This is a genomic window from Gilliamella sp. B14448G11, from assembly GCF_016101765.1.
GTDB classification, from domain to species: Bacteria; Pseudomonadota; Gammaproteobacteria; order Enterobacterales; family Orbaceae; genus Gilliamella; species Gilliamella apicola_N.
The window spans coordinates 55,528-71,714 of the sequence record NZ_JACFPX010000009.1; the positions used below are offsets into that span (position 1 = coordinate 55,528).

The 16,187-nt window shown below is 34.2% G+C and carries 17 protein-coding genes; 3 read left to right on the forward strand and 14 right to left on the reverse strand.

The features are described from left to right. Window positions 1–75: 75 nt before the first annotated feature. The 10 genes from H3S88_RS07765 to H3S88_RS07810 form a co-directional block, all read right to left on the reverse strand. A complete protein-coding gene (locus H3S88_RS07765; RefSeq protein ID WP_198226775.1) occupies window positions 76–420 on the reverse strand; it encodes a hypothetical protein in 345 nt (114 codons plus the stop codon). Window positions 421–641: 221 nt separating this feature from the next. Beyond that, the gene (gene hxlB / locus H3S88_RS07770; RefSeq protein WP_039128130.1) at window positions 642–1,181 is read right to left on the reverse strand and encodes a 6-phospho-3-hexuloisomerase; all 540 of its coding nucleotides are present in this window, start codon (window positions 1,179–1,181) and stop codon (window positions 642–644) included. Window positions 1,182–1,195: 14 nt separating this feature from the next. Continuing rightward, entirely contained in the window at window positions 1,196–1,951 is a 756-nt protein-coding gene (locus tag H3S88_RS07775) for an SDR family NAD(P)-dependent oxidoreductase (RefSeq protein ID WP_039128127.1), read from the reverse strand. Between the two features lie 19 nt (window positions 1,952–1,970). Beyond that, window positions 1,971–2,627, reverse strand: coding sequence for a ribulose-phosphate 3-epimerase (gene rpe, locus H3S88_RS07780; protein ID WP_039128122.1), 657 nt, complete (start codon window positions 2,625–2,627; stop codon window positions 1,971–1,973). A 29-nt stretch (window positions 2,628–2,656) separates the two neighbouring features. Then, window positions 2,657–3,946, reverse strand: a complete 1,290-nt coding sequence (locus H3S88_RS07785; protein ID WP_198226777.1) for a PTS transporter subunit IIC — start codon at window positions 3,944–3,946, stop codon at window positions 2,657–2,659. A gap of 11 nt (window positions 3,947–3,957) precedes the next feature. Further along, a complete protein-coding gene (locus H3S88_RS07790; RefSeq protein ID WP_198226779.1) occupies window positions 3,958–4,260 on the reverse strand; it encodes a PTS sugar transporter subunit IIB in 303 nt (100 codons plus the stop codon). A gap of 73 nt (window positions 4,261–4,333) precedes the next feature. Further along, the gene (locus H3S88_RS07795) at window positions 4,334–4,783 is read right to left on the reverse strand and encodes a PTS sugar transporter subunit IIA (RefSeq protein ID WP_144091306.1); all 450 of its coding nucleotides are present in this window, start codon (window positions 4,781–4,783) and stop codon (window positions 4,334–4,336) included. A gap of 10 nt (window positions 4,784–4,793) precedes the next feature. Next, window positions 4,794–5,078, reverse strand: coding sequence for a PTS galactitol transporter subunit IIB (locus tag H3S88_RS07800; protein ID WP_039128115.1), 285 nt, complete (start codon window positions 5,076–5,078; stop codon window positions 4,794–4,796). After that, complete coding sequence (locus H3S88_RS07805) at window positions 5,075–6,442, reverse strand: PTS galactitol transporter subunit IIC (RefSeq protein ID WP_039128113.1); 1,368 nt, start codon at window positions 6,440–6,442, stop codon at window positions 5,075–5,077. The genes H3S88_RS07800 and H3S88_RS07805 overlap by 4 nt, the downstream gene beginning before the upstream one ends. Before the next feature lie 18 nt (window positions 6,443–6,460). Then, window positions 6,461–6,982: an RpiB/LacA/LacB family sugar-phosphate isomerase gene (locus H3S88_RS07810; RefSeq protein WP_039128110.1), complete on the reverse strand. Its 522-nt coding sequence runs from the start codon at window positions 6,980–6,982 to the stop codon at window positions 6,461–6,463. 287 nt (window positions 6,983–7,269) lie between these two features. Between H3S88_RS07810 and H3S88_RS07815 the strand changes: the two genes are divergently transcribed. Continuing rightward, window positions 7,270–8,025 (forward strand): DeoR/GlpR family DNA-binding transcription regulator, encoded by a 756-nt coding sequence (locus H3S88_RS07815; protein ID WP_198226781.1) that lies wholly within the window; start codon window positions 7,270–7,272, stop codon window positions 8,023–8,025. Window positions 8,026–8,201: 176 nt separating this feature from the next. Here the strand turns inward: H3S88_RS07815 and H3S88_RS07820 are convergent, their stop codons facing one another. Continuing rightward, window positions 8,202–9,743, reverse strand: a complete 1,542-nt coding sequence (locus H3S88_RS07820) for a multicopper oxidase family protein (protein WP_198226783.1) — start codon at window positions 9,741–9,743, stop codon at window positions 8,202–8,204. A gap of 134 nt (window positions 9,744–9,877) precedes the next feature. Beyond that, a complete protein-coding gene (locus tag H3S88_RS07825; protein ID WP_198226785.1) occupies window positions 9,878–10,252 on the reverse strand; it encodes a hypothetical protein in 375 nt (124 codons plus the stop codon). 667 nt (window positions 10,253–10,919) lie between these two features. Between H3S88_RS07825 and H3S88_RS07830 the strand changes: the two genes are divergently transcribed. Continuing rightward, on the forward strand, window positions 10,920–12,032 hold the full coding sequence (locus tag H3S88_RS07830) for an MJ1255/VC2487 family glycosyltransferase (RefSeq protein WP_198226787.1): 1,113 nt from the start codon (window positions 10,920–10,922) through the stop codon (window positions 12,030–12,032). 5 nt (window positions 12,033–12,037) lie between these two features. Beyond that, the gene (folA, locus tag H3S88_RS07835; RefSeq protein WP_232352439.1) at window positions 12,038–12,538 is read left to right on the forward strand and encodes a type 3 dihydrofolate reductase; all 501 of its coding nucleotides are present in this window, start codon (window positions 12,038–12,040) and stop codon (window positions 12,536–12,538) included. A 45-nt stretch (window positions 12,539–12,583) separates the two neighbouring features. On the opposite strand, the gene relA is transcribed toward folA, so the two are convergent. Together relA and rlmD are read right to left on the reverse strand one after the other, a co-directional pair. After that, window positions 12,584–14,842 carry a GTP diphosphokinase gene (relA, locus tag H3S88_RS07840; RefSeq protein WP_065603759.1) on the reverse strand — a complete coding sequence of 753 codons (2,259 nt, stop codon included), beginning with the start codon at window positions 14,840–14,842 and terminating at the stop codon, window positions 12,584–12,586. A gap of 10 nt (window positions 14,843–14,852) precedes the next feature. Then, complete coding sequence (gene rlmD / locus H3S88_RS07845) at window positions 14,853–16,181, reverse strand: 23S rRNA (uracil(1939)-C(5))-methyltransferase RlmD (protein WP_198226789.1); 1,329 nt, start codon at window positions 16,179–16,181, stop codon at window positions 14,853–14,855. Between the last annotated feature and the right edge of the window lie 6 nt (window positions 16,182–16,187).

A 16,187-nucleotide genomic window follows, 5' to 3' on the forward strand; every position in this document is an offset into this window, starting at 1 on the left:
TCTCTTGTTCTTTTTAATAGAAATAGTAAGGCTTATGCCTTTATAAAAATTTAATTTAATTAAGTGGTAAGCTCATTAAGCAGTAGTGTTAGGTCCAGCCCTTATGCCATTATTAGGTGATAATCGAATAATTGGATTTGGACTAACATCACGGTAATTTAATGGTGTAATTAACCTATAATATTGCCTTTTTTGCGCTAAGACTAATGTTTGTGATGTTATTGTTATCGGAGCTTGATGATCTTGTACAATTCGGGTAATGGTAATAATACCAACTTGGGACGCTGAAGATTGCGCAGGTAAAGCGTTTTCTTGATACAATCCAAACCCAGCAGCAATCACACCTAATAATAAGTGCGATAAAGCCGTGTTAATAATCAAGCGTTTGCTGATTTTTTGCCAATAATTAATTATGATCATTTCGGCAGTATATTAGCATTTTTTGTCAAAATCAAAAACAATTATTACAACAAGTTAAGCGATTATTGTAGGCAATGAAATGATAAGCAAATAAAGTTAATAAGCCCGATTATAAATAAGAGGTAATTTATATAAATAAAGTAATATTTAACGAGGAATAGTATAAAATCCACCCATCAAAAAACTTACGATAAGTGGATTTAAATTGATCGAAACTTACGTTATTCTAAACTTGCATGGCGATGAGCCATATCATCATTACTATCTTTTTGGTTATTACTCATAGTAAGAATAACAGTATCAAAGATAATAAGTAACATCTGTTCGAAAAGGCTACCAAGTGGTTGTTGACTTACTTGTGATTGTGAATATTTAGTACCCGATTGTAACATAATGTCTGGTGATTGGATTTTGGCAAGAGTTGAATCAGGCGATGCACAGATAATAGCAAGATCAATACCTTGTTTGAGTGCTGATTTAGCCATTAAATTAACACTTTCAGTTTCACCTGAGGCTGATGCGACTATTAAAAGATCACCTTTTTGTACTGATGGTGTAGTTGTTTCACCAACTACAAAAGAGTTTAATCCAAGCTGCATCAGTCTCATTGCAAAAGCCTTTAACATAAGACCTGAACGTCCTGTACCATGGACAAAAATACGGTTATGCTGTTTTATTTTCTGGATTAAATTTGTGATGTTTTGGTCAGTTAATGTTTGAACAGAATGATTTAGTTCATTAATAATTAGTTGTGATTGCATTTTGCTTGCTCCTATTAAGCAATAGTTCTACCGCCATCAAGTAAAATAGTTTGTCCTTGAATATAAGAATTATCTTTATCTGCTAAGAATAAAGTTAAGTTAGCAACATCTTCGACAGTACCAAGACGTCTAACCGGTATTTTTTCCAACACGGCATCTAGACTTTCTTGAGTCGGGTAATTCACACGCATCATTTTTCCTGAGTCAATTAATCTTGGAGCAATTGAATTTACATTTACACCCTTTGGACCTAGTTCTTTGGCTAATCCTCGCATTAATCCTTCGCCTCCTGCTTTAGATGCAGGGTAAGACACACCACCACCAGTGCCACTTAAGGCTGAACCTGAACTGATATAAACAATTGAACCTTTATTGGTTAAAAAATCGTTATAGAAAGGTTTAACGGTATTAAATAGACCACTTAAATTGATATCTAATGTTTTTTGCCATTCTTCATAAGAGATATCATTAACTTTGTTAGCAAATGCAACACCAGCATTTAATACTAAAATATCAATACGTCCGAATTGTTTGAATGTTTCTTCTCGTACTTTTTCCATATCTTTCGCGTTTGATACATCAGCTTGAATAAATATTGACTGTTGCTGATAATCGCGAGTTATTTGTTCTGCCGTTTCAGTCCCTAATTCATAATTAAAATCGACAATAACTGTATTAGCTCCAGCTTTTGCAAATTTTTCAGCAATTGCTTTACCAATTCCATGTGCTGCACCAGTTACAAGTGCAACTTTTCCAGTGAAATTACTCATTTTTATCTCCTTATCTATATTATGCGGCTAATGAAACTCTTAACTTAGTAATGTTGTCTGTGATATTGCCATTGAATAAATATCCCCCAGAGACAAAAATATTTGCTCCAGCATCGCGACAATACTTAATGGTTTTGTCATCAATACTTCCGTCGACTTCGATATCAATATTGTAATTACTGACCAAAGATCTAACTCGTTTTATCTTATCCACTACGGACATTAAAAAATGTTGTCCTCCCTCACCAGGATTAACTGTCATAAGTAAAACCATATCAATATCATTTAAAAGATATTTTATATTTTCTTCGGAAGTGCCGGGATTAAGCACTATTCCAGCTTTTATTCCTGCCTTACGAATTTTCTGCAAACAACTTATGTGGCGATTAGTCGCTTCTTGATGAATTGTGATAATGTCTGCTCCGGCTGCAATGATACTGTCTAAATGCACTTCAGGTTTTTGCACCATTAGATGAACATCAAGTGGTAAATGTGTTAATTTTTTTAGAGCTTTAATGTGATCAGCCCCAAAGGCTATGCGTTCAACAAAATGCCCATCCATTACATCTACATGTAATAGTTCGACCTCATTTTTTTCTAGTTCTGTCAATTGTTGCTTTAACATACCTAAATTAGCAGCAAAAACAGATGGTGAGAGTTTAAATTTGTTTGCCATGTATTATTTCCTTATTCATAAAAATATATTTAAGAAAAAACTTCTATTAATCTATGTATTAATGAAACCAAAATGCTTCCTGGATTCCAGCCAAAATGACCACCATCGGTTACTGTGGCATTTGGATTTGTGGCGAAGATATCTAAGCCTGCATACTTCATCATCGCTGTTGCTTCTGGAGCAAAATAGTTAGCGCTAAAGCAGACAAAATACATGCAGATTATTGATAGTAAGGTGCTACGAAATACATTTCCCTTACTGGCTAAGACAATCATAGGTGTCAAATAACAAACTTGAGCGAGTAAACCTAAAGGAAAAAACGTCATATTAGGAATAAGGAAAGCAAATCCGATAACAAATGGTATAGTGATTGCGGTTACGGTAATACAAGCAGGATCGCCAAGTCCTAAGGCAATGTCCATGGCTATATAAAACTTACCATCACTACCACTAACATGTTTTTTGATAAATGTTGTTGCTGCATTACCTATTGGTGTTACGCCCTCCATCATAATTCCTACCATTCTTGGAATAAGTATCATGACTGCTGCAAATCCCATACAAATGGTGAGAATTGTTGGAATATTTTGTTGAGTTAATATGCCTAAAAATGCACCAACAAAAATACCAATAAAGGTAGGATCTCCAAAAATACCTAATTTACTTTCAATTTTATCCATATTTATTTCAAAATTTTTAATAAAAGGAATAAAATCAATTAGTTTATTTAAAAATACGGCAATTGGATAAATTAAAGCAACAAAAGCTAAAGTAGTGCATGTGGTTCCCTCTAAACCAAAATATTCCTCCCATTTAGGAGCAACCCATTTAGCACAAAATAATGTAATAACAGATAAGCCGATTGTGACTAAAACACCAATGAATATATTGTCAAATAGAGCAATGGCTAAAGCTCCCGGAATCATGAAGTGAATGAAGTTCCATACATCAACATTAATTACATTAACAACTTTTATTTTGATTAATAAAATATTTAATAAAATGATCAACGGAATACACAATACCACTGCTGGGATAGACCAAGCGGCACCACCGATTGCAGCAAATCCTACATCAATCGTTGTAAAACCTGACCCAAGCTTTTCATAATAGGCGATAACTGGGTTTATTGTTGCCATTAGTAGGTTAAGCACTAGTACTAAACCTTGAAAACCAATTCCAACGAGTAAACCTGATTTAATTGCTGAACCAATTCGCATACGGAAAAACAAACCTAGTAGCATGATAACTACGGGTAGCAATACTACTGCACCTAGTTTTGAAACGGTTTCAAAAAAAGTTTGTAATATATCCATCATAGTTATGCTCCTTATGCATTAGATAAAATCTCTTGGCATAGTTGCAATAGTTTGTCTTTTACTAAATCAACGTTAACACCAGAAATAAGACCAAAAACACTCATATGTGGAATGGTTAATGCTTTTTTATAATTAGCGGTTGTGAGTACTAAATCAAAATTTTGCTGTTTACCCTCCAATTCTCCTAAAGTACATTTACTAATTTTTGCTGATATACCAGCACTTTCTAATATATTTTTTACTGCATCAACAGCAACTGTTGACGTTGCTACACCACTTCCACAGGCAACAATGATATTTAATTGTTTGGACATAATTTTTCCTTTCATCTATTTTATTCATCAGTAATTTTTAAATTAGTGATGAATAAAAATTTAGTATAATTATCTATTTGTTTATATGCTGATTGATTAATTGTTCAACTTGTAAGCAGCTAAGGTTTTGACAGTTGTCAACGAAAATTTCATCTTGAAATAAAGCAAACAACCGCTGGAGTATCGTCAAGTGTTGATTACTGGTTGATAAAGCTAGGTTGAATATTAATTGACAACTGACTTTTAAATCAGAATCTTCCATTTGTCCAAACTCAACACCTTTAGAGGAACGAACTAAACTAATAGCATCAGACTTTACCAATTGATAATTTGCATGAGGTATAGCTATCCCTATTCCGTTACTCATAAGTAATCCTGTAGGATAATCTTTTTCACGATCAATACATGCAGTAATGTAATCAGCTTGGATATAATCTTTTTCTAACAAATAAGATCCTGATGCGTTAATTACTTCTTGATATGTTTTGATACTGTTATCTAAATCATGAACTAAAATATGCATAAACTACCTCTTATTTAGTAAGTTCTTTTTTTACTGCATCAAAAATTGCTTCTTCGCCAATACCGGTAAGCAAACCAGCACCAACAATTACTTTAGTTGTAATATCAGGATTATCGATTTTGGTTGATGACACGACTAAATCGTAGCCATTAAACGTATCAGCTGAACATGCCATGAGTGAGGATTTATCCACTTGTGCAACAATACTTTGTTCTTTCAGATAATCTTGTAAAATTGAAACCATAATTGATGATGAAGCAATTCCATTTCCACAAACCACTAAAACTTTTTTCATTTTGAGACCTCGCTATTAATGTTTGAATTTCTTTGTTTTTTCTTCAATAAATAACCTACTGATAGTAAAATCAGACCAATTAACGCATAACCTAGTATTCCTATGTGGCTAGTTGCGGCAAACAGTCCTGTAAATGGATTTGCAGATGGATTCAATGAGGTATACATCACAGAAGCATCAGGATTGGTTCCAAATTCTTGAAATACTTCATTTGTTGCAGGAGTCATCCACGAAGCGATATATAAACCACCGCCAAATAAAAAAATTGAAGTGATCCATGTACGAATGATATTGCCTTTAAATACTGGTACCATACAGGCAATAAAGAATACAAATTGAGATAAGTCACCTAATGGCATTACCTTATTACCGGGTAAAATTACGGCTAAGATGACAATGACTGGTATAAGCAATAATGCGGGTGCAATTACTGATGGGTTACCAACAATTAACGCAGTATCCATACCAACAGTAATATCACGATTTGGGAAGCGTTTAACTAGTTTTTTTCGAACTACATTTGATAACGGTACTAATCCTTCCATCATTATGGAAGTCATCCTTGGTAATAACAACATAACAGCTGCTAAATACATTCCCAATTGTAAGCTAGAAATGATAGTGTGATAGGGGCTTTGCCATGAATAACCACAAAAACCAAGTAAAACTCCAATAATAAAACCAACAATGGTTGGATCACCAAGTACACCAAAGCGTTTTTGAATTGTTTCTGCTGTAATACTCAGATTTTTAAAACCAGGAATACGGTCATAAACCCAATTGAAAGGGTAAGCAAAAATGAGATAAGTATTTGCTACTGGGTGAGAAATGGATACACCTTCGGGTAAATTATAAAACTGTTCATTATTTTTAGCGCCAATATCGGCCGCTATTAATGCCCAAATATGGAAGAGTGCTGCTGTTAATACTCCATATAGAAAACTTCCAGAGTAAACACCAACAATAGCCCCCATTGATGCATTTTGATGTAAATTGAACACATCAACATTAACGCAATCTGTTATTTTTAAAATAAGGAGTAGTACATTAACAAATACACATAATGGAATAATAATTGGTCCCATACTAGAACCGAATCCCATTACGGCAGTAGCAGCGCCTCCGACATCAATTGCACTAAGTGAAGATCCTGTACTTTCAGCAAGTCCAGTAACTGCAGGAGCCATCTTGTCTAGCATAAATTTAATTGTCATACTTAATGCTATAAAGCCAATACCAACTTTCATTGCAGAAGATATACATTCTGAAATAGGTCGACCAAGACCAGCCATGAGTATTAAAAAAATAATAGGGATAAAGATAAAATTACCTAAATCATTAATAAATTGCGTGATTAGTTCCATAAGATGCTCCTTTGTTACTTATTCATCAGCTCTAAAACCCATATTCCATGCAACATGCATAGGTTTGACTAATAGAGCATTGTCATTACGTTCTGCTTCTAATAAGTTTTTTTTCGAGTTTTCGCGAGCAGTAGTAAAATCAAAAGGTTCATCAAGCCAAGCGTCAATGATCATTTTTGTATACTCAAGCCCATTGACTCGGCAACCAATACCGATGATTTGCGCATTATTACTGAGTCTGGCTCGTTTGGCTGAATAAGGATTGGTTACTGCAGTGGCACGAATACCCCAATGTTTATTTGCTTGACAAGTAAAACCAATTCCAGTTCCACAGATATAAATACCTAAACGGCAAATATCTTTTTGAATCAGCACTGACATTTCATCTGCCAATTTGGCGAATGTATTGACACCATCATCCTTGACCTTTACTGGGTCATAAACGACCTCAGCATTTTTTTCATCAATTAAGTATTGTTTAATGGCTTGTTTATATTCAAATCCCAGATCATCGCATGCGATAGCAATTTTTGTTTTCATCAGTTTTCCTCATTTAGATTTAGTAACCAACTTTATAGTTGGTTTTTATTGGTAAGTTAATGTGATCTGCGTCACAAAAATAATAAGATTATGTTTTTTATGTAATTAAAAACCAATTTATACCAATTTTGTGTTGGTATTTAATATTAAGTCAATTGGTTTTTTTAGAAAAGTAGTTAAGATAAATGAGGAATAAGTTAGATTCTGTTGTAAAATATCGGCAAAAATAAAAAAGATAACTATTAATAACACCAATACCCATACTAAAATAATTGAGATTGTTAACTATGCACTTAATGAATGAGAGAAGAGAATTAATTTTAGAAGAGTTGATTACAGCGGGAACTGTGTATGTAAGTGAACTAGCTCGTAAATATCAAGTAACTTATGAAACTATTCGCAAAGATCTATCTCAATTAGAAAAAAAAGGATTTTTAGTTAAATGTCATGGCGGTGCAACGCTTAAACAAGGTGCTATTGAGAATCCATTCAAAATTAGAGAAAAAGAAAATGCAAGCTTAAAAAAGAGTATCGCACAAAAAGCATTAACGCTTCTTGCAGATAATTGCTCAATAATTATCGGTACAGGAAGTACAGCATTAGAACTAGCTAAATTATTAGTGTATCGTTCTGGTTTCAAAATTTTCACGGACTCTCTACCTGTAGCTAACATATTGATTTCGTCAGAAAATCAAGTGTTTTTATTTGGTGGTGAATTACGTGACAAAAGTTCATCTGTATTTGGAGGTTGGGCGCTATCAATGATCAACGAAATCCAAGTTGATGTCTGCTTTTTAGGAACTGATGGCTTTAGCAATTTAAACGGTCCTTCTAGTCCTTCGTCTTCAGATGCCTACATAGATAAAGTGATCATTGCACATTCGGATAAAAGATATATTTTAGGTGACTATACTAAATTCAGTCGTAAAAGCTTATATAAAATTTGTGATTGGGGTGAAATTACCGCGTTAATTACTAATGATATGGCAGACGCCTCACAAGTTATGGAGTTAGAAAAGCAGACACGTGTGATTTTGTGCTAGCAAAATATTGTTGTTTGATAGGTTAATCGCCTTATTTTAAATGCTACTTTCTTAAACTGAATTACTCAATATTCTAAACCTTAAACTTTGTTTATTGTTTTTCTTTATCAACAAAATATCCCACCTCTAATTTTAATAAATAATGGTTAAAAAAAGAGGGGGGAAAGTTAATCAAATTATTTCACCATCAATTGACCCATCATACCAAGTGTTTCATGTTCAACTATGTGGCAATGATACATGCGTAATCCTGGCATATTTTGTTGAACTTTTATGGTGATTTTTTCATGTGGGCGCAGATTAATGGTATCTTTTAATGCTGCATATTTAGGTGGATTCTTTTTACCATTTAATTCATGTGAAACGACGGTAAACTGTGCTCCATGTATATGAAAGTTATGATCCATGTGAGAGTTATTAAAAATTGTCCATTCTTCAACTTCATGAATTTTACTCTCTAAATCAATTCGTTGCATATCATGGCGTTTGCCGTTAATTAAAAATAGCATACCTCCTCGAGGCTCTTTTACATCCATAACTTCGGTATATTCAAGTGTCTTATGGGCAGTTGCTTGCCCTAATTTTGGCAATTCTCGTAACGTTGACGGTAAGGTTATAGGGGAGGATTCTGTCAAAGCTAATTCACCAAGTATGATATCTTGCTCTGGGGGTACATTGCCCATTTTTCCACGATGGTATCCAATTGATTGTAAATATACTGTACCCGATTGTTTAGGTACAATAACCAATTCAGCACGTTCAGCTGGTGATAATAATAGCGGTGAATTTAGTTGAACCGGTTTAGGCATCAATCCTCCATCTGTGCCAACTAAGTAAATATCACAGCCAGGAATTGATAAATTAAGATAACGCCCAGAACACGCATTCCAAATACGCACTCTAGTTGCACTTTTTACGGTAATTTTAGGACGATAAGCACCATTAATTAATACAAATTGACCTTCACGTCCATTCATCCAATCAACCATTGAATTATCGGCAATTTCACCTTTATCGGTTAATTTTAAATCAGAAAAGAACCAGTTTTGTTCAGGAAAAGAGGCAAGTGGATCTTTTTTACTGCGTACAATAAACATTCCGGCTAATCCTCGTGCAATCTGTTCGGAAACGGTTTCATGCCCATGTGGATGGTACCAATATGTACCTGCATTGCCTTCTGGAATAGTAAATTCATAAGTTCGGCTACTGCCAGCAGGGATTTCGTCTTGTGGATTACCATCTTGATTGGATGGAATGAGTAAACCATGCCAATGTACCGTTGTGGCTTGCGGTATACTGTTTTTGACGGTTATTTTAACTTTATCGCCTTCGAAAGCTTCAATTGCAGGGCCCGGAATAGTGCCATTATATGCCCAAAATTCTGTTGTTAATTGTGGTGTTAATTTTATTTTAACAGGTTTTGCTTCCAGATTTGCTTCGAATGTTCCTGGCTGGTCACTTGTATTTTTTAAACGAACTAACTCTGGTAAATCTTGACCTTGTGGTAATGCTGAAGTAGGTAAAAGTTTTTGTGGCTTCTTGTTATGACTCATATTCATATGTTCGTGGTGCATTCTATCCCCCTTTTGGCATTCATCAGAATTTGTTTCACACATGGTATCACTCATCGCAGAGTGATCCATTTTGGCAAAGGCTTTGGTAACGGCTAAACCACTTATAGCTGCAGTAAGATTTAATAAAAAAATTCGACGCTTCATAATATTCCTTTCATCATTTTTAAGAAAAACAAGGACTATTTTGTTATTAACGATACAATTAATAACAAAAAACAGTCACTTTTGTGATAATTGCTTAAACTAATTTTTGTTGCTAATGCAACTGAATCATTTAATTAAGCAACTTTTGGTGGTTTTAATTCAGGAATAAATTCTTTAAATTGTGGAGCAAAGTTATATGAAAGATATTGTTCACGGTGTGGTGAAAACTCAACATTCAATACAATATTAGATATTAGCGTATTACAGAGTGAACAATGGTTAAAGACAGTACAATTTGATAAACATTCTGATTTTTTTGTTAAAAGATAATAACTATCATGGTTATTACTGACTTCTAACATTGATGATCTATGTTGTGAAACCACAGCAACAGGCAAAGATGAATTTATGATGATAGATAAATGTCTTATAGAATAAACAAATAGAAATAAAATTATTGCTACTTTTGCAATAAGATATGTTTGTTTATGGATGAATCTTAATGACATGTAAAATCTCACTATTCATCAAATGAATAATATATAAACTTATTTTACTTAAAAAAACATCTGATTTATACCATCTTTACATATATTGAAAATGGTAATTACTCCTAAAAAAATAAAAATCCAATATATTTAAATATTAATTGCAGTTTAGGGTGAGCCATCATTAACATTATTCATACAGAAAACCATTATGAAGTGCCGAATCACTTATCAATGATCAACTATTTTTACAATCGCTTGTATCGCATTGAAATTCGTTTCATAGATTTAATGAGTTTGGGTTGTTAAATAATTTAATCTAAAAATTATGCTAACCAATAAACTTTCATTAAACTGCAATCTTTTTTAATAAGATAATTGTTATTAATAACTGAAATAAATAATCGTATTTGTTAGGTAAAAACTGACTAATTTTTTTAAATATTTCAATTGGTTTGTTGATTGTTATCGAAATGAATTAATGGATTTTTCATTAGCAGAAATGAATTTTAAAAGTTGTTATTTATAACAAAAAGAAGTGCCTTATTATCACTAAATATTTTTTAGTTAATTGATTAATAAGAAAATTATCAAATATTTTTTGATGTCTTTAATCAAAATTGCTATTAATCGTGATTGATTATAATTATTTTTATTATCTGCTTAAAATAATGGAGCTAATAATTAAGTGTTCTGTTATTATATTCGCCAATTACAATCATCAAAAAATATTGATATGAAAATTCTCTTTGGCGTTCAAGGAACAGGAAATGGCCATGTCAGTCGTTGTAGAACGTTAGCAAAAGCTTTAAAAGTAGCTGGTGCTAATGTTGACTATATTTTCAGCGGCCGTGATCCTAAAGACTATTTTGATATGCAAGCCTTTGGCAACTATACTACTTATCGTGGTGTCTCTTTTGCAACACTGAATGGTAAAATCAACTTTCGTAAAACGGTACAACGAATTCGAGCTTTTCGACTCGTAAAAGATGTGCGTGAACTCGATTTATCAAAATATGATTGTATTATTAGTGATTTTGAGCCAGTTAGTGCATGGGCTGCTCACTATCAGCATCGAAACTGCTTAGGCATCAGTAATCAAGCCGTATGCCAATATCTCAAGCCTAAAGAATATGGGTTGATAGCGAATGTGATTATGAAGTATTATGCACCTGTCACTAATCCTATTGGCTTACATTGGTTTCATTTTGGGCATAAATTGATTCCTCCAATGATTGACACCTTTGACGTTACACCTACCGAAGATGGAAATATCATTGTTTATTTGCCATTTGAGGCATTAGATGAAATTACACAATTGTTACAACAATTCCCAGATCATCAATTTATCTGTTTTCATCCAGATATAAAGCAACAGTCTCAACAAAAGAATATCACTTTTCAACCTCTTGGTCGTGATAACTTTACCCATGCTTTAGTGAGTTGTTCTGGTATTATTTCGAACACAGGTTTTGCCCTAATTTCTGAAGCGTTAGTATTAGGTAAAAAGATTTTGACTAAGCCTGTATCAGGGCAATTTGAGCAAATCTATAATGCACAGTGTTTACACACTTTAGATATGGCTACTGTTATGGAGAATTTGAATAGTATTAAACTTAAGTATTGGTTGAGCTTACCTTCTCCTAAACCAACAATATATCCTGATGTAGCAACTGAATTAGCGAATTGGATAGTTTCCGGACAGACAGAACCTTTACTTTCTCTAAGCCGTAGGCTTTGGAGTCAAACTATTTTTCCAGAAAATGTAAATCAACGAATTAAATCTTTAGGATACGTGTAATTACTATGATTTTAAGTGTTATTGTTGCTATGGCACATAATCGTGTTATTGGCCTAAATAATAAAATGCCTTGGCATTTACCTGCTGATTTGGCGTGGTTTAAAAAAAACACGCTCAATAAGCCTGTTATTATGGGGCGAAAAACATTTGAATCAATTGGTAGACCACTTCCTAATCGTCACAACATTGTTATTTCAAGACAAATAGAGCCAAGTGATAATAAAATTTCTAATGTAAGCAGGGTAAAATCGATTGATGAGGCAATATCCCTTGCCCAAGCGCAACAACCTGATGAAGTTTTTATTATTGGCGGAGGTAATATTTATCAGCAAGTGTTGCCATTAATTGATCGGCTCTATTTAACGCATATTGATGCTGAATTGCAAGGGGATACCTATTTCCCCGATTATTTACCCGAGCAATGGCAGGTAATTTATCAACAAGATCACCAAGCTGATGAAAAAAATAGCTATCCATATCAATTTGAAATTTTACAACGAAAATAACGTGTAATGCATTATCGCCACTTAAGCGTGGCGATAGATTAGTTGTTAGCTTTGAAAACGTTTGGCTTCAATAACATCAGGTAGTTGCTTAATTTTATTGAGTATACGATTTAAAGAATCCTGATCAAAGATTTCCATATCTACCTCAATGGTCGCTAATTGTTGCTTCATATCAGAACGGCTTATTAGACCAAGCACATTAACTTTTTCGTTAGCCAATATGGTGGTGATGTCTCGTAATAAACCGCTACGATCATTGGCAACGATTTGGGTAACCATGGTATAGCCTGAGTGAGTATTATCATTCCAAACGGCGTTAGTGATGCGTTCAGGAGCATGATTTTTTAATTCTTGTAACTGTTCGCAATCTGCGCGGTGGATTGAAATGCCGCGGCCTTGCGTTACAAAACCCGCAATAGGATCACCAGGGATAGGGCGACAGCAATTAGCAATGGTATACATTAAGTTGCCTACACCTTCAATAATGATTTCACTGCCTTTTTTATTACCCGTTTTGTTGTTATTCTTAGCTTGTGTAGTTGATTTTTGGGCAATTTGTTTTAAGACGGCCTCATCTTCTTGTTCCGCAGTCGGTTTATTAAATTGAGCATTAATAAAATTAACTAACTGGTTAATTCTAATATCACCACTGCCAATACCTGCAAGTACTTCGTCAAATGAGTGGGCATTGTATTTATTGATGAGTATTTTTTCGACACTTTTTAAAGTAATATTTAACGGCTCAAGTTCATTTTGTAAAATTTGCTCGCCGGTGGCGATGTTTTTATCGCGATCTTGTTTTTTGAACCATGCCTGAATTTTAGCTCTGGCACGACTGCTATTAACAAATCCTGTATTTGGATTCAGCCAATCGCGACTTGGATTAGGTTGCTTTTGGGTAATAACTTCAACTTGGTCGCCCATTTTTAAATTGTAGGTAAAAGGTACAATGCGACCACCTACTTTTGCACCAATACAACGGTGCCCGACATCACTGTGGATATGATAAGCAAAATCAAGCGGAGTTGAACCAGCGGGTAAATCCACGACATCGCCTTTCGGTGTAAAAACATAGACTCGATCATCAAAAATTTGGCTGCGTACGGCTTCTTGAATTTCACCACTTTCAGACATCTCTTGTTGCCAAGTTAGAAGTTTACGTAACCAAGAAATTCGTTGATCATAAGCAGTCATTTTATCGGTACTGCCTTCTTTATATTTCCAATGCGCAGCAACACCTAGCTCTGCGTCATTGTGCATTTGTTCTGTTCGGATTTGAATTTCAATCGTTTTATGTTGTGGTCCATAAACAACCGTATGAATGGATTGATAACCATTAGGTTTAGGATTGGCAACATAGTCGTCAAACTCTTTGGCGATATGTTTATAATGGCTATGAACAATACCTAAAGCGTTATAACAATCTTCAATACGATCGCAAATAATCCTTACTGCACGAATATCATAAAGATCCTCAAATTGCAGATGCTTACGCTCCATTTTGCGCCAGATACTATAAATGTGTTTAGGGCGACCATAGACTTCTGCACGAATGTGATCTTTATTCATTAAATCTTGTAGATGTTCAACAAATTGATCAATATACAGCTCACGATCTAAGCGCTTTTCATGTAGCTTTTTAGCGATAAGGCGATATTCATCAGGATATAAGTAACGGAAACAAAAATCTTCAAGTTCCCATTTGAGTTGACCAATACCTAGACGATTTGCAAGTGGTGCATAGATATTAAAGCACTCTTTAGCCGCTAAAACCTGCTCTTCTTGTGGGGCTGAGATTAAATCTCGTAAATAAGTAATGCGTTCAGCTAATTTAATGACGACACTACGAAAATCATTGACCATAGCTAATAACATGCGACGAATACTATCAATTTGTTCAGTCGTCGCACTGCCATTACGAATTGCTCGTAAATGGCGAATTTCTTTCATTCTTACGATGCTGGAAATAATATTTGAAATTTCGCGATCGAAATCTTCAGGAATATCTTCTCGACGAATAATTTTGGTATCAACAAAAGGAAGTAATAACGCAGCACATAGACTATTAATATCCATATTGAGCGTTGATAAAATTTCGACCATTTCAATCGCATTTTGGAAGCAGTGGATTTGTTCTGGCGCACCGGCACTGTTTTCAAAACAAAAATCCCAAACTTCTTTGAACTTTTTATAAGAGGTCGGATTGGTTAATAATAATTCTTGACTGGTCCATCTTTCAATATCAAATTGTGCAAGAGAATAATGCTCTTCACTGTGTTGATGGGCTCCTCTAACTGATACCATAATTACTATCCTACTTCGTTAGCAGCAACATTGATTCAATGTGCTTAGTTTGTGGAAACATATCCAAAATAGCAACTTGAGCAATTTTATATCCTTTATCGATAAATTGCTTACAGTCTCTTGCTAGAGTAGCAGGGTTGCACGAGATGTAAACAATCTTTTCGGGTGCTATCTTCACAATTTCTGCTGCTGCATTATAAGCGCCTGCTCTTGCAGGATCTAATAATACTTTTTCAAATGTAGCATGATTCCATGTGTTAAATTGCTGTTTATCATCTAAATTATTGATTAAAAAATGTGTTTTAGCACAAATTTCTTTGTTATTTAATTGTGCATTGAATTTGGCTTTTTCAACCAGTGCATCGATGCCTTCAATCCCAGTAACCGATTTGCTTAATGTTGCCATTGGCAATGAAAAATTACCCATTCCACAAAATAGATCTAATACATTATCTGTTGGTTTTAATGTTAACCATTCCAAAGCTTGATTAATCATTTTTTGATTAATTTTGCTGTTTACTTGAATAAAATCGAGTGGACTAAAGGTTAACTTTAAATGATTGATTAAATAATAGTGTTCTTTGTTTCCAGTAATATGGATTAACTCTTCACCATAAAAGTAGAGTGAAATGTTCTGTTCTTGGGCAAACTGTTTCAATAACTCGGTATCTTGAGATGTCATTGGCAAGGTATGCCTTAATACAATAATCACACCACTATCAACGGCGATTAATTCAATGTGGCCGAGTGCTTTTTTTTGGATAATTTTGCGTAAGCAATTTTGTAATGGGGCAAGTAGTAAATCTAATTGTTCAACTAATATCGGACAATGCGCAATATTGATTATTTGATTTGATTCCGCTTGACGAAATCCAATAAATAATTCACCTTTAACTAGATTAATTGCTAATCTTGCCCGCCTGCGATAATGGTAAGGTTGATCTGCAATAATTTGGGGCGAATCTTTAATGACACTAGCTAAATTTTGTCCACCCTCTTTTTGTAATAAGTTGATAAGCGCCGAGTATTTGGCTTGCTGTTGTAAATGTGATGAGATATGTTGTAGTTCACAACCTCCACATTTTTGATAATATTCACATTGAGGTTTAACCCGTTCGTTACTTTGATTGTAATATTTTATGACGGTCGCTTTTGCGTAATTTTTTTTATCTTCGGTCAACTTAATATCAACCGTTTCATCAGGCAAGGCTGACTTGATAAAAATTGTTTTTCCGTTATGGCTAGCAACGCCTTGTCCAAAGGCATCAAGCGAAGAAACGGTAACGGTCAATTTTTGTGAGGTGAGCTTTTTTTTAGGTGGGGTGTAAAATTTAACCATAATCGT